The following is a 22,833-nucleotide window of genomic DNA, read 5'->3' on the forward strand; positions in this document are numbered from 1 at the left end:
AAGTAATTTATAAGGCAGTTACCCTTGTTTGAATATTTCCTCTTGTTGCCTTCGAATAAGGACAAACAAGATTAGCCTTGTCGGCAAGTTTCTGGGCTTGTGCTGCGGTAATTCCCGGAATTTGCACATCAAGTTCGGCCGAAAGAACAAATGCATTTCCATCTTTATTGAATGAAATCTGAACATCGACGGATGCTTCTGAAACATCCGTTCCCTCGCGTTCGGCCACAGCTCCCAGGGCGCCCAGATAGCAAGCCCCCCAGGCGGCAGCAAAAAGTTGCTCAGGGTTCGAGGCGCCTCCCTGGCCACCCATTTCATGAGGTTTGCGAAGGTCCATTTCTAATATTCCGTCAGACGACTTAATATGGCCATTCCGACCGCCTTTGGCGGTGACAACAGCTGTATATAATTTTTCCATGATCTAGTTTGGTAGTAAGAAGCAAAAACTGTTCCTCTAAAGCGAAAAAGCAGATAATACTAATTCAGGGAGTTTTTCCAGAGGCCCTTTAGATGCTTTCGCCGCTACGGATATAATATAAAAGAATTTCAGCTGTTTTTTATCAATTTGTTAATAGTGGAATTTGTTGTACCCGTTAATAATATCTCATTCGCAAATGTTATGTCCTTACAATCAAATGGATATCAAAAACAGAACTGTTAATAAAGTCACCTTTGTTGTGGGTAACCTGTTTATAAATTATAGCACTTTTTACTTGACGGCAAAGGCTTTGTAGCATACCTTAGTATTAATAAGAACGAGGTACATTGACAGTCTGAAACAAGGTCCCAAAAGATCCGAAGCTCTCGGGTTTCAAGATCCGGGATTATTTAAACCTGATTCAGAGCAGATCGCAAGATGTGTTCGAAAAGATCAGGGTCGAAATGACAGACGTTATTGAAGATTGCAAACGATCTAAGGAATGTATGCAATATTGAAATAAAGGGCCACGAGAATCTTGTTTGAAAGAGCACTGATTCTACGAACCGGTTAAGTATCGCAGAACTTATGCTTTTGATCAACTACGGTTGTGAAAAAAGTTAAACGGAAACCTGAATCGCAAGAGGACGGTTTCCGTTTTTGTTTTCATGGACCCTGGGCTAATATACAGCTGAATCGTTAATTTTCCCGATCTGTTCTCCGCCTAATCCTCTGACATTTATTGTCAATGTAATCGTTAAAGAGACTTTCCCGCCTGAAAACCTAAAAAAGCAATTGCCTCTTTGGGGTCTATTTCTAATATCGCATAGTAAACATAAAAAACGTTTTACTGTTAATATCATCACAAAGGACTTATTGTTAATAAACCTGCGATTTGCTTATTAGCGTGCTATATAATAACTACTTACGAATATCCCAACGGTTGACAAGTCTGATATTCCTGTTGATAAACCTGTTACTAAAAACATTCATTTTTCCCTTGACATGTGTCTCCAAAAAGCCTATATTAGTATTATTAAGACGGACGTACTTTGACAGCCTGAAACAATATCCACAGAAATCCGAAGCTCTCGGGCTTCATCAGATTTCGGATAATTTAAGCTTCAATTCAGACCGGCATCGTGAGATAAAGGCTGACAGGAAAAGTTCCAAAGGACAGGCATTACCTATGTTACAAACATTCTATGGAATGGTTGTGATGAGAAAGTAAGGGTCAACGGATACTAAAGGTTTGAAAAGACCGGCAGGAACGAACCAGGCAAAGTAAAGATGAATTAATACTTTGAGCAGCTACGGCTGCGAAAAAGTTAAAACGGAAACCCCAATCGAAAGAGCAAGGTTTCCGTTTTTCTTTTTACCCCTTTTTCCATTTCTACCCAAACCTTCTCTCGATTTTCTTATTTTTGATTAAATGGGAAAGGATAACTCAATATCAGCTACGGGAAAAATATTCGTCCTGGACACCTCGGTTATTTTGTATGATCATGACGCGTTTCAAAACTTCCAAGAGCACGATGTCGCGATTCCGATACAGGTACTGGAAGAACTGGATAATTTTAAAGCTGGGAATGATACCCGCAATTATGAGGCGAGGAGTTTTATCCGTTTGATGGATGATATCTCAAGGAACGCGCTTTTAAATCAATGGATACCATTAAGCGGAAAGGGGAGAGGCAGCTTCAAAGTAGTAATGGACCATATACCTGCAGAGGCTGATGCTGAAAAGATCTTTGGAGAAGGTAAATTCGACCACCGCATATTAAATGCAGCTTTAAGTCTTCAGGAGCTGTATCCATTAAAAAAGATCATCCTGGTTTCAAAGGATATTTGCTTAAGGTTAAAAGCAAAAGCGCTCAACCTTTTTGCTGAGGATTATGAGACCGGAAAGGTTAAAAATGTAGAGGAGCTTTACACCGGCAAGACGACAATAAGTAAACTTCCCAATAAGGTACTGGATGAACTGATCACAAAAAAAGTTCTCCCAATTGAAAAAACCGGTACTAGCATACTTCATGAAAATCATTTCTTTATTCTGAACAGTAAAAATAAAACAGTCTCTGCTTATTATAATCCTAAAAAATTTGAGCTGGAATATATTCCGGGACAGTCTGTTTATAATATTGAACCAAAAAATCCCGAACAGGCCTTCGCCGTTCACGCGCTAATGAACCCGCAAATTAAGCTTGTTACCATCCAGGGAAACGCGGGAACGGGAAAGACGCTTTTAGCTTTAGCCAGCGCTCTGGAGCAAAGGAAAAATTACAGACAGATCTTTGTCACCAGGCCGATAGTGCCATTAAGTAATAAAGATATAGGATTTTTGCCTGGCGATATTAAGTCAAAGGTAGATCCCTATATGGCACCGATATGGGATAATCTTAAGTTTATCAAGGACCAGCTAGGTATCGATGAAAAGGCACAGGCGAAAATTGATGAACTGGTTCTTACAGAGAAAATTTCAGTAGCTCCTCTGGCTTTCATCAGGGGCCGCACTTTAACGAAGATATTCTTTATCGTAGACGAAGCTCAAAATTTAACTCCACATGAAATTAAGACTATTATTTCCAGGGCGGGTGAAGACACGAAAATAGTTTTTACGGGAGATATTTATCAGATTGACACTCCATACCTTGATGCAGAAAGCAATGGCCTGTCATACTTGATCGATAAAGCCAAAAATCATCCCTTGTATGCTCATATAACACTTCAAAAAGGCGAAAGAAGTGAACTGGCCAATCTGGCAAATGATTTGTTGTAAGTTAAGTTGACTCAACTCTAAGAGAACCATTTTTAAAAAGGCGTAAAAAAAAAGCCCGGAAGTAAATTCCGGGCTTTTTTGTCATGATATATGTTGATTTAGTAAACAACTTTCACATTAACAGCGTTAAGGCCTTTTTTGCCACGCTCAACTTCGTATTGAACTTTATCGTTTTCACGAATTTGATCAATTAGACCTGATGAGTGAACGAAAACGTCCTCTTCACCTGATTCTGCGGGCACGATGAACCCGAATCCTTTAGTTTCATTAAAAAACTTTACTGTACCTTCTTTTTGCATTGTGTTATTTATTAAGATAATAAGATCAAAGATATGAAAAATAGATATCATTCTAAACATAATTATTCTGCAAGCATGCAAGGGGCAATTTTGGTTTTGTATAATTAGTAATAATCAGAAGATTATTTTCCAATACTAAATAATGGGTTTAAAGATGTCTACACACTATTGGCAATCGTCAGATTATTGAAAATATAATAATGAACTAGAATAACAATATCAGAACCATAATTAATATTATGTTAAATAGAGTCAGGCGATACGAATAGCTTTTCAAAAAAAAAGAGCCCGGATATAATACCCGGGCTTCCTCTATCTTCTCTAATTAAATTATTATGGAAGTGCTTCAATCTTTTTGGTGAGCTCCTCAACCTTTGCATTATCTTTCTTCACAAGGTAGTAAGTTTTTAAATTTTCCAGCGCGATCCTCGACTTGCCGTCTAATTCAGTAGCCTTTTGGAGATATGGGAAAGCTTTGTCAAATTCAACTGTAGCCTTTTTCATAATCACATCATATTCCTTTTGCTGTGTAGGTGGAAGTTTATTCGCTTCATTATAAAGTGCGATTCCCTTATTTAGCATTACACCGCCAATATTGATCGTAGCATCAGCAAAGGCAGGATCAATCGCCAGAGCCTGAAGATATGACTCTTCTGCTTTCACATTGTCACCGACAGTACTGTAGGCAATTCCAAGATAATATGGATACAACTTATTTTTTGGGTCTTTTTGTGCCTGATCTGCAATCTTGGTGATAACCTCCTTCTGCTTTCCGGACATTAAGCTCAGCTCAATTTCCTGTGTTGCCAGGGCAGCGTCGCCGAATTTAGCAGCTCCTTCACCGGCGATCGCAATCGCCTTGGCTGTATCGCCTTTCATGGAATAAAGCCGGGAAAGGTCAAGATAAATCTGGTTGTTAGCTGAAAAATTGGTCTTTGTCAATGCCTCATAGCTTTTGATCCCCGCCTCATAATTTTTAGAATTAATTGCAGAAAGACCAGCATAATAAGTTATTGTTGTATCACCGGGGCGATAGTTCAATGCATTAGAAAACGATGTATAAGCATCAGCGAAATTACTGGTCTGGTAAGCTCTGACACCTTGATTAAGCTCGTACTGACTGAAGATCGCACCACTCGCATGATCGAGGTTTGCTTTGTTAGCTCCATCTTTATCAAGTTCCAATGCTTTTTTATGGGCGGTTTGGGATTCTGTAATAAGGGGTTTTGATGTCGCCGGAACTGTGTCCATTAGTGCCAGCTCTCCGTAGATCAGGGCTTTATAAGTCCATGCAGTCGGATCTGCTGAAGTCTTGTCGTGTGCCACAGCTTTATCTATCGACGTTTTAGCATTTTTCAAGTTTGGCATGGCCAAAGGCAGCGAATTAGCCTCCTTTAGCTGGACATAACTCTCGTAATTTTTTTTAGCATTTGCTACTTCCCCCTTTTGCGCGAAAGCCGACACAGAGGAAACTGTGAAAACAGCTGCTAAAATGAAAGATCTGATTTTCATGTTATTTTTAATTTAATTTGAGTTGATTTATTCTGTTATTAATTTTCTGAAGTTCATCGGTATCTCCGGTATACTTATACAATAGAGATAAAGATGTTAATGACTTTAACTCATTAGGATCGATTTCGTTTGCTTTAGACAAATAATATTTAGAAATATACATCATGTCGCTCTTTGTTTTATCTTTTAAATATAAATTAAGATAAAGTAAACCTAACGCATAATTTCCTTCATAATTATTAGGATTGATATTTAGAACGGCTTTATAATATTCTTCTGCTTTCAGGGTATTACCAGTCATCTCATTAGAAAAGCCAGCGAGATAATTTAAATTGACATTGAATTCATCCAGTTTCAGTGCACGTTCAATAAATTGGGCTATTCCTTCGTAATCATTACGATTAACAAGTACATTGATCAACTTAAAAATAAGGTCACGGTTAGCAGGAAACGCCTCACTCCCATTTTTTAAGGTACCTAATAATTTATTCTCATCTCCAAGCGACTCATATAAATTTGCTAAGATCAAATAGTATTCAGGCTTTGCTTTTTGTGAAATCAACTTTTCATAAAAGAATATAGCTTTTGAATAATTTCCCAATTCCTGATGAAGCAAGGCCAGGTTATGTGTTATGGAAAAATTATTCCTGTCTATTGTGTCAAGAATAGTGAAGTACTTTAACGCTTCGCTGAAACGGCGACCCTTAAATGAACTATTTGCACGGTACAAATAGGTGTGCTTAAGCTGGTCGTTGATATAGTTGATCTGCGATGCAGCATCCCCCGCCGATTTTGAAGCATAAACAATATTAAGCGAATGCAGGGTCACGTCTACCGGATCTTTGGCGTACTTCAACTTTAGATTCGAGTCTACTCTGGCAAGCGTGGAATAAATAAGGCTGCGAGTGAGATTATTTCTAAATGCGCCTGAATCTGACTTGGTTTTATAAGCATCATCAGCAAATTTTCTCGCACTCTCAAGATCCTTTATATTCCCGGAAGAGGAATATTTTGCGAGATTGTTCATAGCTTCCTTGGTGGTCAGGGTCTGAGCCTGAGAAGATGCTATGAACAAAAGCAACGTAGAAAAAAGAAATACTGATATTCCCTTCATTGTAAATTATTCCGTTTTCTGATCATCGGTATCTTCCGAATTATTTTCCATATCCTCATTTCCGGCATCTTCAGTAGTTTCGTCTTCCACCTCTTCCTCGTGTTCTACCTTAGTAATGGAAGCTATTGAATCATCACCTTTGAACGTAATCAAGCGAACTCCCTGAGTAGCACGCCCCATCACACGAAGATCACTCAAACCTATGCGGATGACGATTCCAGATTTATTAATGATCATAAGGTCGTCGTTGTCAGTAACGTCCTTAATAGCGACCAACTCACCTGTTTTTTCGGTTATATTAATAGTTTTAACACCCTTACCTCCCCTGTTAGTAACGCGATAATCATCTATATCAGTACGTTTGCCATAACCATTTTCTGATACTACTAAGACCGTAACCTCAGGATTATTGATACTTATCATTCCAACTACTTCGTCTTTGTCATGCGCCAGTGTGATACCACGCACCCCGGTAGCCGTACGGCCCATCGGGCGAACTGTTGATTCATTAAAACGTATAGCCCTTCCCGAACGAAGTGCCATAACAATTTCACTTTCTCCGGTGGTCATACATGCTTCAAGAAGCTGATCACCCTCATTTATGTTGATAGCATTTATTCCATTAGTACGAGGACGGGAATACGCCTCCAGGGATGTCTTTTTTATCGTTCCCTTCTTGGTACACATAATAATAAAGTTGTTTTCCAGGTATTCCTGATCCTTGAGATTTACAACTTTAATGTATGCTTTGATATTTTCCTCCTTAGGAATATTGATGACGTTCTGAATTGCGCGGCCTTTACTGGTTCGCGACCCTTCAGGTATCTCAAACACCCTGAGCCAGAAACATTTACCGCTTTCAGTAAAGAAAAGCATGTAATTATGGTTTGTGGCAACCAAGATATGCTCGATAAAATCTTTGTCACGTGACTGGGATCCCATCGAACCTTTACCACCCCGGCCCTGCTTGCGATATTCTGTTAAGGGCGTACGTTTGATATAACCTTCGTGAGAAATGGTTATGACAACTTCTTCATCAACGACAAAATCCTCCATCCGCATGTCATCGGCAGAGTGCGTGATAGAAGTACGGCGCTCATCCCCGAATTTGTCTCTTATTTCAATCAGCTCATCGGTAATGATCTTCATCCGCAATGCTTCATCAACTAAAATTTGATTTAAGTATTCGATGGTTTTCATTAATTCAGCATACTCCTCTTTAATCTTATCTCTCTCCAGTCCTGTCAGACGACGCAAGGTCATGTCAAGGATAGCCCTGGCCTGAATGTCCGAAAGATTAAAACTCTCCATCAAACTTACTCTCGCATCTTCCGGACTATTTGACGCACGGATTAACTTAATTACCTCGTCAAGATGATCAAGAGCAATTAATAAGCCCTCAAGTATGTGAGCCCGTTTTTCCGCTTCTGCAAGATCGAATTTAGTCCGGCGTATAACTACCTCATGGCGATGATCAACAAAATGCCGTATCAGGTCCTTTAGGTTCAACAACATTGGCCGCCCGTTTACAAGAGCAATATTGTTTACACTAAATGAGGTTTGTAAAGCTGTATATTTAAAAAGGTTATTAAGTACCACGGAAGCGTTCGCGTCACGTTTAATTTCATAAACAATACGCATTCCGTCTCTGTCCGACTCATCCCTTATTTCACTGATACCTTCTATTTTTTTATCATTAACAAGACCTGCAGTTTGCTCGATCATGTTAGCTTTATTCACCAGGTAAGGGATCTCATTTACGATAATACGCTCGCGATCGCCTTTATAAACCTCGATGTCTGCTTTAGCACGCATTACTATCCTGCCCCGACCGGTCTCAAATGCTTCCTGAACGCCAGAATAACCATAGATTATGCCGCCTGTAGGGAAGTCAGGGGCCTTAACATGCTGCATCAGGTCTGCTACAGTGACTTCATTGTTCTCAATGTAGGATATAGTCGCGTTTACAACTTCTGTTAAATTGTGCGGCGGCATGTTGGTTGCCATACCAACAGCAATACCCGACGCTCCGTTTACGAGAAGGTTAGGAATCCGGGACGGCAGTACAGTCGGTTCTTCAAGTGTATCGTCAAAATTGAGCTGAAAATCGACGGTATCTTTATTGATATCCGCCAGCATTTCTTCAGCAATTTTCTTTAAACGGGCTTCCGTATAACGCATCGCTGCCGGCGAGTCGCCATCAATAGACCCAAAGTTTCCCTGACCGTCAACCATTGGGTAACGCAGGCTCCACTCCTGGGCCATACGAACCATTGCAAAATAAACCGAAGCGTCACCATGCGGGTGGTACTTACCTAAAACATCCCCGACAATACGTGCCGATTTTTTATGGGCCTTACTACTCGTTACGCCCAGATCAAGCATTCCGTAAAGCACCCGCCGGTGTACAGGCTTGAGTCCGTCGCGAACATCCGGAAGTGCCCGGGAAACAATCACCGACATCGAATAATCGATGTAGGCGGACTTCATTTCCTCCTCAATATTAATAGGTATTATTCTATCGTTCTGGGGTGCTAAATTATCGTTTTCTGTATCTTCAGCCATGTTTCTTTTACTGTTCTAAATAAGGGTTCTTCAAGTCGATCAAAGTCCGATATAAGTGTTACGATATCTTTACTTTTTGAACCTTGCGAAGTTAGCAAATTTCACGGTCTTTACCATCAGTGTACAAAAATATTCGGTGCTTCCTGATCTGTGCATTGTCATTTTCAGACCTCCGATAAAGCCTGTCTATACACGGAAATAGCTCTTTTTCTCGCAAAGTCGTTTTCCACTACCGGAGGGATATCATAAGAATCAAAATCCTTTATCCATGTTCTGACATAGGCTTGCCGGGGATCAAATTTTTTCGCCTGGGTAATGGGATTAAATATCCTGAAATAGGGTGCCGAGTCACAGCCGGAGCCGGCTGCCCACTGCCAGTTCCCATTATTGGAGGAAAGTTCATAATCAAGAAGCTTTTGTCGAAAATAAGCTTCTCCCCACCGCCAGTCAATCAGCAAATGTTTTGTCAGGAATCCAGCAACAATCATCCGGACACGGTTATGCATCCACCCTGTTTCATTGAGCTGCCTCATTCCAGCATCTACAAGCGGGTATCCTGTCTCACCTTTACACCATAACTCAAATTCCTTCTCATCATTTCGCCAGGGTATTTTATCATATTTCTTTTTGAAGCTTTCAGAAACAACCCCTGGAAAACAATAAAGTATCATCATGAAGAATTCCCTCCAAATTAACTCATTTAACCAGGTTTCATTCCATTTATAAGCTAAGCTCACAACTCGGCGAATGCTAATGATCCCAAAACGAAGATAATGGCTCACGTGACTTGTTCCCCCTGGCGATGGAAAGTCCCTGGTTTTGTGATAGTTCCTTATAGTTCTTTCGCTGAAGTCCGGTTTTGGCATGACTGGATCCAGACTTGAAAAACCTGTCTCTTCCAACTCCGGGAATTGAAATTGTTTGGTTTTAAACAGGTTGCTCAAAAATTTCTCGCTTGGGTAGCCAGTAAGTTCCGCTGTGGTAAATTTTTGTTTCCATTGCCTGGAGTAGGGCGTAAAAATAGTGTAAGGCGATCCATCTGATTTCAGTATTTCCAGCTTTTCAAATATTACCTGGTCTTTATAGGATTGAAATAAAATTCCCCTCGATCCTAGCAGGGCCCTTATATTCGCATCACGCTTGATGGCATAAGGCTCATAATCATTATTTGTGAACACCGCCTGCACATCAAACGTGTCCAGGATTTTAAGAAAGGCTTCTTCAATTGATGAGTATACAACATAGAAGCCCGATCCATGATCTTGAAGCCTTAAATCGAGCGCACGAAGTGTATTGTAAATAAACGATATTCTGGGATCGTACTTATCAGTAAGCTCGTCCAGGATGTCCGGATCAAAGATAAAAACCGGCAGTACCGGGTAAGGCGATTTAAGGGCATGAAAAAAAGCAGCATGATCATCCAGGCGAAGGTCCCGCCTGAACCAGCAAATACTCAGCCTCGCTTTCAAATCGTTACTGAGAATAAATTTCTGTCAGCGCATCATCAAGAGCAGGATAGCGGAATTGAAATCCTGCATTAAGCAATTTTTGAGGCGAATTGCGATCGCTGATCAGCACTACTTCACTCATTTCTCCCAAAAGGGCTTTTAAAACAAATTCAGGTACGTTAACCGGCCATACCGGCCTGTTGAGTTTCTTAGCGAGGGCCCTGGTAAACTCATGGTTGGTAACCGGGAAAGGTGTACAGGTATTATAGACACCATTATATTCCTCGTTCTCGACAACCTTTTCAAAGATGGAGATCATATCATATAGGTGAATCCAGGGAATCCATTGCTTTCCCGTTCCAAGTGCAGCGCCTGCAAACAAGCTAATGGGTTTCTCCAATTCGACCAGTGCGCCGCCATGCCGTGTTAATACAATACCAATTCTGAGTTTTATTATGCGCTTGCAAAATGCCTTTCCCTCATCGATGGCATCTTCCCATTGTTTACAGCATTCAGCCAGGAATCCTGTACCATTACTACTTTCTTCTGTAAGTATCTCGTCGCCGCGGTGCCCGTAGTAGCCACCCCCGGATGCTGAAACGATGGTGTCAATTTTTGCGCCCGTTTCACGTATAGTTTTATAAAGAAGTCTTGTGGACTTTACCCGGCTGTCAATAATTTCCTGTTTACGCTTCTTTGTCCAACGTTTATCGGCAATACCTGCGCCCGCGAGATGGATTATGGTGTCAATACCCGCCAGGCAGCCTGAATCGATTTGTCCGGTTTCAATATCCCAATAAAAAGCCTCGGCATTTTTAACCTTTGAAGGGTCACGGGTCAGGACTTTGATTACATGCCCTCTTTGCTGCAGATTTCTCACGATTCTACTTCCGATTAGCCCGGTCGCTCCAGTTACCAGAATGTTTTTACGTGTTTTAGACTCGCCCATTGTTATTTAATTGAACAACCTGTTTAATGTTGCTTCACGAAACCTGAAGATTTCTGCTATTTTATCCCTGACCACCAAATGTGCTAAAATACCAAGAAATCCGAAAGGAAGTTCATATTTATTTCATCTTGCATAAAAATACCCTGACTTAGGTATCCCAACACTTGATCATCTCAATTGATTCCAAGATATTGTACAACCCGCGGCAGGCAGATCTTCAACCATTCCGTATAGTCTTCAGGACGCGATAAAACATTGTTTTGCAGCTCATCCATTGAAATATATTTGCTGTCCATGACTTCGCAAGGATCCGGGTTTGGAAGATTCTGACTATAGCCAAGGTAAACGTGATCAAATTCATGTTCCGTCAGGCCATTTTCAAATTCTGCGCGGTAAGTAAAACTGAATGCAAATTTCAGATCGCTGCTCATACCCATTTCTTCCTGAAGCCTCCGCTCGCAGGCACGAAGCGTGCCTTCGCCTTTTCGCGGGTGACTACAGCACGTATTACTCCATAATCCGGGCGAATGATATTTGCTTAAAGCCCTCCGCTGAAGTAAAAGCTCGCCCGCGTTATTGAAAATAAACACCGAGAAAGCCCGGTGCAGTACTCCCTTTTGATGAACTTTAACTTTGTCAAGAAAGCCTATTCCGTTATCTTCCTCATCAACCAATATCAAAAGTTCGTTTGCCCCCTTGTCGTCCATATTGATCATTCCCAAAAAGACTTATTCTACCTTTTTCCAGTATTCTTCAACAACCATTCCATTAGGGAGAACACCGCTGGTGATCATCTTGCCGGTTTCCGTTTTAAGCTTATAAGCAATTGTTACGTCATCATTCTGTGAAGGCTGAGTGCTGAACTTACTCGTTATTAAGATACTATCGCCCCTAATTTCATAGGTTCCTGAATTATATAGTTCTGGCGCAGCCGTTCCCTCCAGAAGAAATGCTTCGTACGTGTCCGACTTATAAGTTCGTTGCATCTGAAAGTCTGTATGGGCTTTACGGGCTTTGCCGTTATAAACACCTCCGTCATACTGCCATGTCCCTTCAATACCATTAGATGAGCATCCAGCGGCAAATATTAGAATCAATCCCGTTAATATACTTTTGATAGCTGTTTTCATAGATGTCTATTTTTTATATCCAGTTGATACCCTTTTTTAGTAAGCTAAGTGTTTTTTGTTCTTCGCTGCCCGGCTCTGGTTTATAATCATATACCCAGTTTGCCTGGGGAGGCAGGCTCATTAGAATGGACTCTATTCTGCCATTAGTTTCTAAGCCGAATTTAGTACCAGCATCGTAAACCAGGTTAAATTCAACATATCTGCTCCGGCGCTGATATTGCCATTTTTTGTGCTCGCTAGTATATGACTTATTCCTGTTTCTTTCGATGAGTTCTTTATAGACCGGCAGAAAAGTACGTCCGACGGCTTTGGAAAATTCAAAGATGTCCCGCCATTCCATACCAGTGCTCTCGGGATTCAAGCGGTCGTAAAAAATGCCACCCACGCCCCTGGTTTCTTCACGGTGTTTGATAAAAAAATAATCATCCGCCAGCCTCTTAAACTTTGAATAGAAGTCTTTATTAAACCGATCGCACGTTTCTTTAAGTTCTTTATGAAAAAAATGTGCGTCTTCATCTATCACGTAATGAGGTGTCAGATCGATACCGCCACCAAACCAGCGCAGGTCGTTCCCTGAGCCCGAGCTCATTTCAAAATACCTGATGTTCATATGAATGATTGGTATCCAGGGGTGATCCGGATGAATTACAATAGAAACGCCCGTAGCGAAGAAATGATTTTCGTGTACGCCGAAGGCTTTTTTTATATTCTCGGGAAGATCACCTTCTACCGCAGAAAAATTCACTCCCCCCTTCTCAATAACATTCCCGTTTTGAATGACTCTGGTTCTGCCACCACCTCCGCCTTCACGTGTCCAAACTTCCTCTTCAAATTTAGACTCACCATCTGCCAGCTCTAAACCCGCGCAAATTTCGTCCTGGATCTGTCTGTAAGCCTCAGCAATTTCATCCTTAGTGACCATCCGTCAAATTTGGACATTTTTACTGAAACCTTAAATATTTAAAGGAAAATGATTGCTGTTCGCATGCAGACATGTTAACTTATCTCAACATAATCCAGGTCTTTTCCAAAAGTCTCCCTGAGCTGATACAAAGCTATAACGGCAATCGCCAGCGAAACAAATCCTACGATCAAGGCACTGTTGATTATGCCCAAACTACCTTTTAACGCGGTGAAAGAAAGGGTAGCTAATACCAAAGAACCGCGGACAAAATTCGGCACGGTAGTAGTTACCGTCGCTCTTAAATTCGTTCCAAACTGCTCTGAAGCGATCGTTACAAAAGTTGCCCAGTAACCAGACGAAAATCCGAGGAACAATGCAAGCCAGATAAACTGAGTGGACGTCATCCCTTCGGCGTTGAGGTAAACTATTATACTGACGCCGGTCAGGAGCAGGAACGTAAGCATAACCTTCTTTCTCGAGCGGAGCATTTGGGCCATAAAACCAGCCACAACATCACCAACTGCTATTCCTATATAACACCACATAATTCCGGTACCGGCCGACAGTGGTTCGGTTGCATTGAGTTCTTTTCCAAATTCCGGAGAAAACGTAACAAGAACACCAACAACGAACCATAACGGAATACCGATCAATATACAGTTTAAATATTTTTTGAACCTGTCCCCATTGTTAAACAGCATAAATATGTTTCCTCGGCTTATCCCATCGTTTTTAACATTTTTGAACATTCCCGATTCGGCAAGGCCTACTCTAAGACCCAGTAGAAGCAATCCCATTACTCCGCCAATAATATATGATGTTTCCCAGGCGTAGTGCTCGCCCACTAATGCAGCCGCAACAGCGCCGAATAATCCAACGCCCGCGACAATCATCGTTCCATAGCCCCTGTTTTCCTTGCTCATAGTCTCAGTTACGAGGGTTATTCCTGCTCCGAGTTCACCGGCAAGTCCGATACCCGCAATGAAACGGATGACTGCGTACGCCGGAACAGTGGTCACAAAGGCATTTGCCATGTTCGCAACCGAATAGAGCAGGATTGATCCGAAGAGCACACTTATACGGCCTCTTTTGTCGCCAATAACACCCCACAATATTCCGCCTAATAACATCCCGAACATTTGGCTGTTGATCAGCATAGTGCCAACATCCAGCAGATCACTTTCCGGCACACCCAGTCCTTTAAGGCTTTTTACTCGTATTACTGAAAACAGGATAAGGTCGTAGATGTCAACGAAATAGCCGAGGGCGGCAACGAGGATGATCAGTTTAACGTTTTTCGAATTAGTAGCAGTTTGATCCATATATTTATTTTGAGCGTTCAATCTACAAACAAAAACGATAAAAAAACAAGCTGATTTGCATTCTCAGAAAAAACCGGCCTTGTCAGGCTAATCTCATTATCATCTGAATGTTTTTGAAATCGACCGGTTTTCCTGATATTGCGTATATGGTAGTTTCAGAGAATTTGCTCAAGTGGGCCATGAGGCTATATCCACCGCTGTTTTTTCAAAGGATCTGGGTAAAACAATTCGATAAAGGATTTACCGGAGTACATGTCGCGATATTCAAAAGTTTCCTGAATACTAATTACAATAAATCTATTTTCGGTGGAACCATATTTAGTGCTTCAGATCCCTTCTACGCTCTGCTTTTCGATCAGCTTTTTAGACGAAAGGGCTTTAAGGTTCGCGTGTGGCTGAAAAGTGCTGACATTCAATATAAAAAACCGGGCCGGACAGACCTGCATTTCAAGATTTCATTAAGTGAGGAAGAGATAAATGAGGCTGAGCATAGCCTAAGGACTGTTGGTAAATTTGTAAAGGCTTTTCCTGTGGAAATCCTAAATTCGAACGGCGAACTTTGCGCATTTGTGATAAACGAAGTTTATGTGCGGAATCTTCATTCCGGAGAAGAGCGTACAGTCGCGTACTAATAAAACTGCCCATGAAAATCAGGAAGCTCATTTTGGAAGGTGAAGGTGTAACCCAGGATTTCAAAAAAAAGATAACAAGCTGCGAGAAGATCGCAAAAACGATGGTCTCGTTTGCTAATAATCGTGGCGGCAGATTATTGGTTGGGATCTCAGATGACGGCACTATCAGTGGAGTTAAATCTGAAGAGGAAGAAAAATACATGCTTACCAAAGCTGCTCATTTCTTCTGTAAACCAGCACTCGACCCTATATTTGAAGAAGTATATGTCGATGACAAGGTGGTATTGATCGTTGAGATCAGAAAAAGCGAAATGAAACCGCACTACGCACTCGGCGAGGATAAAAAATGGTGGGTTTATATTCGTGTAAATGATAAAAGTGTTCTTGCCAGTAAAATAGTCGTTGACGTATTAAAAAGGGAGAACAACGACCAGGGTGTATTTTTGGAATACTCGTCGAAAGAAAAAGCTCTGCTTGAGTACCTGGATCAGCATGAACGAATTACATCTAAAGAATACAGCCACATGCTTAATCTTTCGCGGCGGCGGACCCATCGCATCCTCGTAAATCTCGTTTTATCAGGTGTCATACGAATGCACACAACTGAAAAGGAAGAGTACTACACTGCTTCTTGATCTCTCTTATACGTCCTGTTCCTGATATTGTATGATAAAACGCACTTTTTCTAAGTATCAACCGCATTATCAGACTAACCTAAAATTAGCTGTACCTGTCGTTATCTCCCAACTTGGCCACACGCTGGTCCATACCGCGGATAGCATAATTGTCGGCCACTTCGCTGGTACCGTACCACTTGCTGCTGTGGCGCTCGTCAACAGCATCTTTATGGTCATAATGGTAATTGGAATGGGCATTTCCTATGGACTCACGCCTTTAATAGCCCAGGAAAGCGGAAGGAAGAATTTTAAAGAATGCGGTAAATTGCTGGCTAACAGTTTATTGATAAATTCGATAATTGGGATAATTCTTTATGTGCTGGTTTATTATGGCTCGCTCGCTGTAATAGACAACATGGATCAGTCGCCCGAAGTGGTCAGACAGGCAAAACCCTATTTGGCTCTGCTTGGAATATCTATCATACCCCTGATGGTATTTATGACTTTTAAACAGTTTGCTGAAGGGCTTGGGTTTACGAAACAGGCTATGATGATTTCGCTGTGGGGCAACGTGTTTAATATTTGTCTTGGTATCATATTCGTAAAGGGTTTGTTTGGAATAAGCCCTATGGGCGTAAGTGGTGTGGGCTGGAGCACCTTGGCCGACAGACTGATCATGGCCGTTGTTATGGCAATGTATGTATTGAAATCGCGTCATTTCACAGCCTATCTTAAAACATTTACACTAAACGCTATAGACACAATACGATCCAAGGCTATTTTGAAGATCGGCACCCCCGTTGCCATGCAGTATACCTTTGAGGTAAGCGCGTTTAGTGCAGCAGCAATTTTCATCGGAACAATCGGCGCGGTAGAACAGGCTGCTCATCAGGTTGCAATCAATATGGCATCCATGACATATATGATGGCAAGCGGAATATCGTCTGCGGCAACAATTAAAACTGGTAATAATTTTGGCAGGGAAGACTTCATGTCGCTTCGCCTTTCCGCAATTTCAAGCTATCATATTGTTTTAGGGTTTATGTCTCTGACGGCATTGATATTTATTGTATTCAATCAGTTTTTACCCTGGATATACACTTCAGATACCAATGTCATATCCATTGCAGCCCAGCTACTTATTATTGCTGGATTCTTTCAACTATTTGACGGAACGCAGGTTGTGGGACTAGGAATTTTGAGAGGAATTGGCGATGTAAACGTACCCACCATTATTACCTTCGTTGCCTATTGGATTATAGGTCTGCCTATCGGATATTATTTGGGTATAACACTCGGACTGGGAGCAAATGGTGTTTGGTACGGACTTACCGCAGGCTTGCTTGTTTCATCGATCCTGCTGTTCCTTAGGTTCCAGTTCTTCTCTAAGAAACTGGTTCGGCTAATTCATACAGAATGAATGCCACAGGAATTTTAACTTCGTTAAAAATTTGAGATTGCATTTTCTTTAACCTTTCGACATGATCCTCTAACCTGTCGTTGATATTCATATATCTAATCAGATCACCTGTACGAGTATCAATAAACCGGTAACGTGTAAAGAATTGCTTTTCCATAATGCAAATATAGGTAAAAATAATTGAAAATCAGCATTTTACATTTCAACCCTCTTGCGGGGATCTGGACAGGCCGGGTTAAGTTAAAATAATTTAGTAAACGCCTGATCTTCTAGATGTGTGGTCTGCTGACGTACTGGCTCCCTCTTAAGTAGAATCGCCACGGAATTGTCTTATAAGGGCCGTCAAAGTTCATACCCACCCGCGCGGACGCATGTACCTGGTCATCTATAAAATGCAGCCCGCGGTCTTCAAGCCAGATAGTATCGCCCTGAAGATCTGTACCGTTATGAAGCTTGGTTAGCCCCATTGCTTTAGTTAGAGCCCCGGGGCCCTGGCATAAGCGTCGGTCATCGTTAAAGACATTGCGTCTTGCTCTCATAATACCCACTCCTTCAATTGGTTCTACAGCCCTTATTAAAGCAGCATGTGATGTCTCAGCGAGCCCGGTAACGATATTTAGCATATCATGAATCCCATAACAAATGTACATATAGGCCACTCCACCCGGGGCATACATCATTTCATTTCTGGCAGTTCGTTTATTGTTGTAGGCGTGTGAACCTCTGTCTTCCGGCCCCTTATAAGCTTCGGTTTCTATTATGATTCCACCGGTCAACTGCCCGTCAACGAATGAGTAAAGGTGTTTACCCAATAGCTGCCGGGCAACCAAAACCACATCGTCCTGTCTATAAAATTCTAAAGGAAGTTTATTTGCCAAGGTTGAAACCTACAAGGTTAATAATATCAGACAAATATGTCGCATCGGTTTCATCAAAACTATCTAACTCCTCGCTGTCTACATCTAGCACCCCGATTACGCGCTCTGAGGAATCTATGATAGGAATAACAATTTCGGAACGTGACGCTGAGCTGCACGCAATATGGCCGGGAAACGCTTCGACATCGGGTACCAGGATTATCTTTTTCTCCGCCCATGAGGCCCCACAAACACCTTTCCCCTTTTTGATACGGGTGCAGGCTACAGGTCCTTGGAACGGGCCCAACACCAGTTCATCGTTCTTAACCAGGTAAAACCCGACCCATAGAAAATTAAACTGCTCTTTTAAAGCTGCACTTACATTTCCTAAATTGGCTATGAGGTCATTTTCGCCTTCCAGTAATGCCTTTATTTGTGGTACCAGGGTCTGATATTTTTCTGATTTCGTACCCGTACTTATTTTTAAATCATCCGCCATAATGCAAAATTAACCTTACGATACCAATGTGAAGCCATAGGCAAGTCAAAATCATTTAATTTTGCGTAAACCCGGGAATAATTTTTGAACATCTATCTTTAACCCTGAAGTACACGACTTTAATTCCTTTGTATTCAACCAAATTATCATGAGAGTAATCGCCGAACTGCCGCACCCCGACTGTAAGATCACCATCTTTTCGATGAACCAAAAGTTTATCATCAAACTTGAGAAAGGGAGCTTCGAACAGATCTATAAGCTCTCAGAGCTCGACATCGTTGAAGGTGTTAATGGAGTCTTTCAGATTTTGGACGCAGAATTTATAAACACAGCGGTCGAACGGTTCAATATGATGCGCAGCGATTTTAATGCGGCGTACAAACGATATGACAGTTAACCTGAAAGATGATATACATAACCCGTTGATTAATAACCAATTCAATTGGAAAACAGAATTTTATTCGGTGGTTAACAGCATTTTTTGATTTTAAATTTAACCTTATATAAAGTTATATGAGATATTAAATAACATAAACCACTGTTATTCTTTAGTCTATTATCTTTAACAGAATTTTATTTGCCGTGCATTTTTGCCAAATAAATGCAAATATCTATTCAAAGCACATTTTTACTTTAGCTAGAATGCAAATGTTTTTTTTCTTATTTTTGAATTATGAAAATCGACTCTTCACGCTTCATCGTCTTAACGATATTAATTACGCTGGCAGCTTTAACCCGTGCCCTGCCCCTTGTAATCGACCACACTTGGAATTTCACAGCAGTGGGAGCCCTGGCAATTTTTGCAGGAGCTCAGTTCAATGACAAACGCCTTGCTTTCATCATGCCCCTTGCAGCGATGGCCCTGGCAGATCTTCTGTTTCTCAGGAATGGTTTTAGCCTACTTGTATATAGTGGATTTATAGCTATGGTCGCTTGTGGGTTCCTAATCAGAAATAAAGTAAACACTACCAATGTTGTATTAGCTTCATTCATAAGTGCCGCAGTCTTTTACCTGATCACGAACTTTTCGTTTTTTTACCCGGTTTCATTATATCCGCGTGACCTTTCCGGTATAATAGCATCTTATACCGCGGCGCTTCCATTTTTCAGGAATATGCTGTTAGGTAATTTGGTATATTCAGCAGTTCTGTTCGGAGCTTTTTATCTTTTATCAAAACGTTATCCTTCGCTTGCAAGAGCTTAACGGTATACAATATTTATTAACCCGCTCTACATGTATAGCAGCGGGTTTTTTTATGCTTCAGAATCCAGTAGCCGTTGGACCAATTTAGGTACTCCGGTGGATGCACACTCTATTATTTCTTCAATGTCTTGTCGTGCTGGCCTGGAATTGACATCAACTAAGAACTTTAAAGCATTTCCTGGTGCAAGGTCCACCAACCCGGCGGCCGGATAAACCTGCAATGAAGTACCTATAACAATAAGAATTTCCGCTTTGCAGCAAATCTGAGCCGCAATTTCGATCATTGGTACCGCTTCTCCAAACCAAACAACGTGAGGCCTCAGTTGCGAACCCAGTTCGCACAATTCCCCCATCCTTAATTCCCAACCTTCAATGTCATAAGTAAGCTCAGGCTTCTTGTCAGATTGCGATTTGGTGATGATACCATGAAGATGGACCACATCCGACGATCCTGCCCTTTCGTGCAAATCATCGATATTCTGCGTGATCACAGACACATCGAATTTTGCCTCCAGTTTCACCAATGCCTGGTGTGCCGCATTAGGCGAGGCTTCCAGCACAGCCTTCCGCCTTTCATTATAAAATTGCTGGACAAGTTCCGGGTCTCGCTTCCAGGCCTCAGGCGTAGCCACGTCATATACACTGTATCCCTCCCAAAGTCCCCCTGCATCTCTGAAAGTTTTTAAACCACTTTCGGCAGAGATTCCTGCACCCGTTAATACTACAATTTTCTTGCGCATATATAAATTTGAACAAATAAAAATAGCGATGGAATTTAGTCCATCGCTATTTTTATTTAAATGATTCTGGGGGAATGGGAAATAGAGAATAATGAAATTCCTATTACAGCGTTTGTGTTCTATTTCCTATTTCCCACTTCCTATTTCCCAGAAAAATCAGAAAGATCTAATTAAAATCAATTTTAAAACCAGCATTGAAGTTTAATCCTTTGGTGGTGTAGCCGCTGAAGTCAATGTAGTTCTCATCAAGGAGGTTCTTAATATCTGCGAATAGTGTAAGCCTTCCGACCGGTTTGTACTGAGCATAAAGATCCACCATATTATAGGAGGCCATATCGGCATCTACGGTTAAAAAGGTCGAATTATCAAAGTAGCGGTCTTTTCTGTCACCGGTGTATTTATAGATCACGTTGAAACTAAATTGCTCGGTCATCTTAAAACCTGCATTTAACCCAAAAGAATCCTTAGGTCGCCTGAAGAGATTAAATGTTTTGCTCGCGGGCGTTGTTACTTCTCCATCAACATGGGCGTAAAACGCATTCAGATCAATTACAGAAGAGGGTTTAAAACCTAATTCCACTTCAAAGCCATTGTCCTTTTGATTGTTCTGATTGATATATCCAAATACACCCGGAGTAACCTGACCAAAATCAATCACGTTATCAATATCACGCTTGAAATAAGAGAAAGCCAGATTCAATTTATCCGTAAAGTTGAAGTCAAGGCCAGCTTCGTATGTAACTGAAGTTTCTGGTTCGAGATTCAGGTTGCCATACTCGGAAAACAGCTGATACAAAGACGGAACTCTATAAGCTGATGAAACATTTACAAATAACTTATAGCGGTCTGCAATCAGGTAAGATGGGTTTAATGTGTACGTAAAATTATTGCCGTACTGACTGTGATCATTTACCCGGCCACCAAGCTCAGCCTGGAACCCACTGTTCGACCTGACAAATAGTGACGTAAAAAGACTTTTGATGTTATTATCAGCAAATAACGGTGAACTAAAGGAATTGTGCTGATCAGTTTTTGACAAGCGGTAACTTACCCCGCTGGCAAGATCCAGGAAACTATTGAATGCATAGTTCAAATTAGTTTCAAAATGATTGATCCGGCCTCCGTTGTTAGTGACTGATCCATTATTATCATAGTAATTACGAACATTATTGTGACTGAGATTGAAATTAATAAGACCCTTCTGAAGTGACAATTTACCCCCCAGGCCGGCTAAGAAAGCTGTCTTATTGTATGTATAGTTCTTAGCATCGGTAAATGCTCCCCTATCAAGATCTGACTGGTTGTTGTTTCCCTGAAAGTTCCCCCTTAAGCTAAATTTTTCACTAAGCTGTTGTCCAATATTCAGCGATATTGATTTCTGATGAAAGCTATCCTTATCAAAATCGGACTCTCCTTTCCCGGGCGCAGCAGTCGAAAAACTCTTCGAGTCAAGGTTTGAACCGTTAATAGAAACCGATGTACTTCCGATCTGCCCGTTTAAACCTAATACTTGTTTGTAGGTATCATAGCTTCCGCCGGTAGCGAGAAGACTGGCACCCAGCTTTCCTGACCCTTTCTTAGTAATGATGTTAATTACGCCGGCAACGGCATCTGAGCCATAAAGGGTTGAATTTCCTCCTTTTAATATTTCGACCCGCTCAATCTGGTCAACCGGAATTGCAGAAATGTTGTATTCCCCGGTAATTTCCGAAGCATCATTGACTGGAATTCCGTCGATAAGGATAAGGGTATTAGCTGCGGTTCCGCCACGCAGAAAAACCGATTTAACATCACCGGGATTGTTGCCATTTCCACCAATGGTGATACCGGCAACATTATTTAAAACCTCGGGAAGGGTTCGCCCCTGACTTTTGGAAAGTGTTTCTGCAGTGATAACCCTGGCCACTTTACCGATTTCAGAAATTTTCTTCGGCGAGCGGCTCGCAGTGACTACTACTTCGTTAAGATTTTCAGGTGTTCTTTCCTGCGAGAATGAATTGCTGTTAAGCAATACGGATTGTACAAGCCCCAGGCCTGCAACAACATAAAACTTTGTTTTTTTCATTTTGTTGTGAGTTTGTTTATCCCACAGCAAACAGATAATGAAGGAATACAGAAATGGCCCTGCCGTACGTCAGCACCATTCAAGCTTCAATCCCCGAAAGCTATGAATTGTTATGCGCAAGGCAGGTCTTCTGACTTACTCCCGGTTTACCCGGCCTTCCCATCCGCCTTGGGCGAACAGTGACCATTAGATTGGATAACCGTTGTGGAGAACACAGCAGCGGGACTGTCCGGGATTCTAACCCGGTTCCCTTTTAATCCCGATCGTGAAATCGGGAACCTAAAGCGGTGCAAATATATACAAGAATTATTAATTTTAGATCTTTGATGCGAGAAAACGAGAAACTAAAAACGGCAAAA

The 22,833-nt window shown here is 41.4% G+C and carries 21 protein-coding genes and 1 riboswitch; of the genes, 6 read left to right on the plus strand and 15 right to left on the minus strand.

Features of this window, described 5'->3' with window-relative positions:
* Positions 1 to 7: 7 nt before the first annotated feature.
* The gene (locus P2W76_RS06030) at positions 8 to 418 is read right to left on the minus strand and encodes an organic hydroperoxide resistance protein (RefSeq protein ID WP_276346685.1); all 411 of its coding nucleotides are present in this window, start codon (positions 416 to 418) and stop codon (positions 8 to 10) included.
* A 1,432-nt stretch (positions 419 to 1,850) separates the two neighbouring features.
* Between P2W76_RS06030 and P2W76_RS06035 the strand changes: the two genes are divergently transcribed.
* Positions 1,851 to 3,197 carry a PhoH family protein gene (locus P2W76_RS06035; protein WP_276346687.1) on the plus strand — a complete coding sequence of 449 codons (1,347 nt, stop codon included), beginning with the start codon at positions 1,851 to 1,853 and terminating at the stop codon, positions 3,195 to 3,197.
* 98 nt (positions 3,198 to 3,295) lie between these two features.
* Here P2W76_RS06035 and P2W76_RS06040 read toward each other — a convergent pair whose 3' ends face one another.
* The 10 genes from P2W76_RS06040 to P2W76_RS06085 form a co-directional block, all read right to left on the minus strand.
* On the minus strand, positions 3,296 to 3,496 hold the full coding sequence (locus tag P2W76_RS06040; protein WP_079701265.1) for a cold shock domain-containing protein: 201 nt from the start codon (positions 3,494 to 3,496) through the stop codon (positions 3,296 to 3,298).
* 333 nt (positions 3,497 to 3,829) lie between these two features.
* Entirely contained in the window at positions 3,830 to 5,008 is a 1,179-nt protein-coding gene (locus P2W76_RS06045; RefSeq protein ID WP_276346688.1) for a tetratricopeptide repeat protein, read from the minus strand.
* Between the two features lie 7 nt (positions 5,009 to 5,015).
* On the minus strand, positions 5,016 to 6,122 hold the full coding sequence (locus tag P2W76_RS06050) for a hypothetical protein (protein WP_276346689.1): 1,107 nt from the start codon (positions 6,120 to 6,122) through the stop codon (positions 5,016 to 5,018).
* Between the two features lie 6 nt (positions 6,123 to 6,128).
* Positions 6,129 to 8,687 carry a DNA gyrase subunit A gene (gene gyrA / locus P2W76_RS06055; RefSeq protein WP_276346690.1) on the minus strand — a complete coding sequence of 853 codons (2,559 nt, stop codon included), beginning with the start codon at positions 8,685 to 8,687 and terminating at the stop codon, positions 6,129 to 6,131.
* A gap of 164 nt (positions 8,688 to 8,851) precedes the next feature.
* On the minus strand, positions 8,852 to 10,156 hold the full coding sequence (locus tag P2W76_RS06060) for a deoxyribodipyrimidine photo-lyase (protein WP_276346691.1): 1,305 nt from the start codon (positions 10,154 to 10,156) through the stop codon (positions 8,852 to 8,854).
* Positions 10,157 to 10,160: 4 nt separating this feature from the next.
* Positions 10,161 to 11,084 carry a TIGR01777 family oxidoreductase gene (locus P2W76_RS06065; protein ID WP_276346693.1) on the minus strand — a complete coding sequence of 308 codons (924 nt, stop codon included), beginning with the start codon at positions 11,082 to 11,084 and terminating at the stop codon, positions 10,161 to 10,163.
* 173 nt (positions 11,085 to 11,257) lie between these two features.
* A complete protein-coding gene (gene idi, locus P2W76_RS06070; RefSeq protein ID WP_276346695.1) occupies positions 11,258 to 11,800 on the minus strand; it encodes an isopentenyl-diphosphate Delta-isomerase in 543 nt (180 codons plus the stop codon).
* 12 nt (positions 11,801 to 11,812) lie between these two features.
* Positions 11,813 to 12,214, minus strand: coding sequence for a hypothetical protein (locus tag P2W76_RS06075; protein WP_276346696.1), 402 nt, complete (start codon positions 12,212 to 12,214; stop codon positions 11,813 to 11,815).
* A gap of 13 nt (positions 12,215 to 12,227) precedes the next feature.
* On the minus strand, positions 12,228 to 13,136 hold the full coding sequence (gene hemF / locus P2W76_RS06080; protein ID WP_276346697.1) for an oxygen-dependent coproporphyrinogen oxidase: 909 nt from the start codon (positions 13,134 to 13,136) through the stop codon (positions 12,228 to 12,230).
* Between the two features lie 74 nt (positions 13,137 to 13,210).
* A complete protein-coding gene (locus P2W76_RS06085) occupies positions 13,211 to 14,440 on the minus strand; it encodes an MFS transporter (protein WP_276346699.1) in 1,230 nt (409 codons plus the stop codon).
* Positions 14,441 to 14,586: 146 nt separating this feature from the next.
* Here P2W76_RS06085 and P2W76_RS06090 point away from each other — a divergent pair, with 146 nt between their 5' ends.
* From P2W76_RS06090 to P2W76_RS06100, 3 genes are read left to right on the plus strand one after another with little or no spacing between them, the layout of a single operon-like run.
* On the plus strand, positions 14,587 to 15,072 hold the full coding sequence (locus P2W76_RS06090; RefSeq protein WP_276347026.1) for a DUF4442 domain-containing protein: 486 nt from the start codon (positions 14,587 to 14,589) through the stop codon (positions 15,070 to 15,072).
* An 11-nt stretch (positions 15,073 to 15,083) separates the two neighbouring features.
* On the plus strand, positions 15,084 to 15,707 hold the full coding sequence (locus P2W76_RS06095) for an RNA-binding domain-containing protein (protein ID WP_276346700.1): 624 nt from the start codon (positions 15,084 to 15,086) through the stop codon (positions 15,705 to 15,707).
* Positions 15,708 to 15,738: 31 nt separating this feature from the next.
* Positions 15,739 to 17,109, plus strand: a complete 1,371-nt coding sequence (locus P2W76_RS06100; RefSeq protein ID WP_276346701.1) for an MATE family efflux transporter — start codon at positions 15,739 to 15,741, stop codon at positions 17,107 to 17,109.
* Positions 17,110 to 17,378: 269 nt separating this feature from the next.
* On the opposite strand, the gene P2W76_RS06105 is transcribed toward P2W76_RS06100, so the two are convergent.
* Both P2W76_RS06105 and P2W76_RS06110 read right to left on the minus strand, forming a co-directional pair.
* On the minus strand, positions 17,379 to 17,987 hold the full coding sequence (locus tag P2W76_RS06105) for a DNA-3-methyladenine glycosylase (protein ID WP_276346702.1): 609 nt from the start codon (positions 17,985 to 17,987) through the stop codon (positions 17,379 to 17,381).
* A complete protein-coding gene (locus tag P2W76_RS06110) occupies positions 17,977 to 18,465 on the minus strand; it encodes a GAF domain-containing protein (protein WP_276346703.1) in 489 nt (162 codons plus the stop codon). Before P2W76_RS06110 ends, P2W76_RS06105 begins: the two co-directional genes overlap by 11 nt.
* A gap of 148 nt (positions 18,466 to 18,613) precedes the next feature.
* Here P2W76_RS06110 and P2W76_RS06115 point away from each other — a divergent pair, with 148 nt between their 5' ends.
* Together P2W76_RS06115 and P2W76_RS06120 are read left to right on the plus strand one after the other, a co-directional pair.
* Positions 18,614 to 18,862, plus strand: coding sequence for a hypothetical protein (locus tag P2W76_RS06115; protein ID WP_276346705.1), 249 nt, complete (start codon positions 18,614 to 18,616; stop codon positions 18,860 to 18,862).
* Positions 18,863 to 19,138: 276 nt separating this feature from the next.
* Complete coding sequence (locus P2W76_RS06120) at positions 19,139 to 19,669, plus strand: DUF6580 family putative transport protein (protein WP_276346706.1); 531 nt, start codon at positions 19,139 to 19,141, stop codon at positions 19,667 to 19,669.
* A gap of 50 nt (positions 19,670 to 19,719) precedes the next feature.
* Here P2W76_RS06120 and P2W76_RS06125 read toward each other — a convergent pair whose 3' ends face one another.
* Positions 19,720 to 20,409 carry a Sir2 family NAD-dependent protein deacetylase gene (locus P2W76_RS06125; RefSeq protein WP_276346707.1) on the minus strand — a complete coding sequence of 230 codons (690 nt, stop codon included), beginning with the start codon at positions 20,407 to 20,409 and terminating at the stop codon, positions 19,720 to 19,722.
* A gap of 166 nt (positions 20,410 to 20,575) precedes the next feature.
* Entirely contained in the window at positions 20,576 to 22,474 is a 1,899-nt protein-coding gene (locus P2W76_RS06130) for a TonB-dependent receptor (protein WP_276346708.1), read from the minus strand.
* Between the two features lie 102 nt (positions 22,475 to 22,576).
* Positions 22,577 to 22,772, minus strand: a riboswitch (cobalamin riboswitch).
* Positions 22,773 to 22,833: the final 61 nt, after the last annotated feature.

Origin of the sequence: Daejeonella sp. JGW-45, assembly GCF_029360805.1 — a bacterium.
Lineage (GTDB): Bacteria > Bacteroidota > Bacteroidia > Sphingobacteriales > Sphingobacteriaceae > Daejeonella.

Coding starts and splice junctions, on each gene's coding strand:
- P2W76_RS06030 (WP_276346685.1), bottom strand. CDS start 418: ATGGAAAAATTATATACAGCTGTTGTCACCGCCAAAGGCGGTCGGAAT.
- P2W76_RS06035 (WP_276346687.1), top strand. CDS start 1,851: ATGGGAAAGGATAACTCAATATCAGCTACGGGAAAAATATTCGTCCTG.
- P2W76_RS06040 (WP_079701265.1), bottom strand. CDS start 3,496: ATGCAAAAAGAAGGTACAGTAAAGTTTTTTAATGAAACTAAAGGATTC.
- P2W76_RS06045 (WP_276346688.1), bottom strand. CDS start 5,008: ATGAAAATCAGATCTTTCATTTTAGCAGCTGTTTTCACAGTTTCCTCT.
- P2W76_RS06050 (WP_276346689.1), bottom strand. CDS start 6,122: ATGAAGGGAATATCAGTATTTCTTTTTTCTACGTTGCTTTTGTTCATA.
- gyrA (WP_276346690.1), bottom strand. CDS start 8,687: ATGGCTGAAGATACAGAAAACGATAATTTAGCACCCCAGAACGATAGA.
- P2W76_RS06065 (WP_276346693.1), bottom strand. CDS start 11,084: ATGGGCGAGTCTAAAACACGTAAAAACATTCTGGTAACTGGAGCGACC.
- idi (WP_276346695.1), bottom strand. CDS start 11,800: ATGATCAATATGGACGACAAGGGGGCAAACGAACTTTTGATATTGGTT.
- P2W76_RS06075 (WP_276346696.1), bottom strand. CDS start 12,214: ATGAAAACAGCTATCAAAAGTATATTAACGGGATTGATTCTAATATTT.
- hemF (WP_276346697.1), bottom strand. CDS start 13,136: ATGGTCACTAAGGATGAAATTGCTGAGGCTTACAGACAGATCCAGGAC.
- P2W76_RS06085 (WP_276346699.1), bottom strand. CDS start 14,440: ATGGATCAAACTGCTACTAATTCGAAAAACGTTAAACTGATCATCCTC.
- P2W76_RS06090 (WP_276347026.1), top strand. CDS start 14,587: ATGGTAGTTTCAGAGAATTTGCTCAAGTGGGCCATGAGGCTATATCCA.
- P2W76_RS06095 (WP_276346700.1), top strand. CDS start 15,084: ATGAAAATCAGGAAGCTCATTTTGGAAGGTGAAGGTGTAACCCAGGAT.
- P2W76_RS06100 (WP_276346701.1), top strand. CDS start 15,739: ATGATAAAACGCACTTTTTCTAAGTATCAACCGCATTATCAGACTAAC.
- P2W76_RS06110 (WP_276346703.1), bottom strand. CDS start 18,465: ATGGCGGATGATTTAAAAATAAGTACGGGTACGAAATCAGAAAAATAT.
- P2W76_RS06115 (WP_276346705.1), top strand. CDS start 18,614: ATGAGAGTAATCGCCGAACTGCCGCACCCCGACTGTAAGATCACCATC.
- P2W76_RS06120 (WP_276346706.1), top strand. CDS start 19,139: ATGAAAATCGACTCTTCACGCTTCATCGTCTTAACGATATTAATTACG.
- P2W76_RS06125 (WP_276346707.1), bottom strand. CDS start 20,409: ATGCGCAAGAAAATTGTAGTATTAACGGGTGCAGGAATCTCTGCCGAA.
- P2W76_RS06130 (WP_276346708.1), bottom strand. CDS start 22,474: ATGAAAAAAACAAAGTTTTATGTTGTTGCAGGCCTGGGGCTTGTACAA.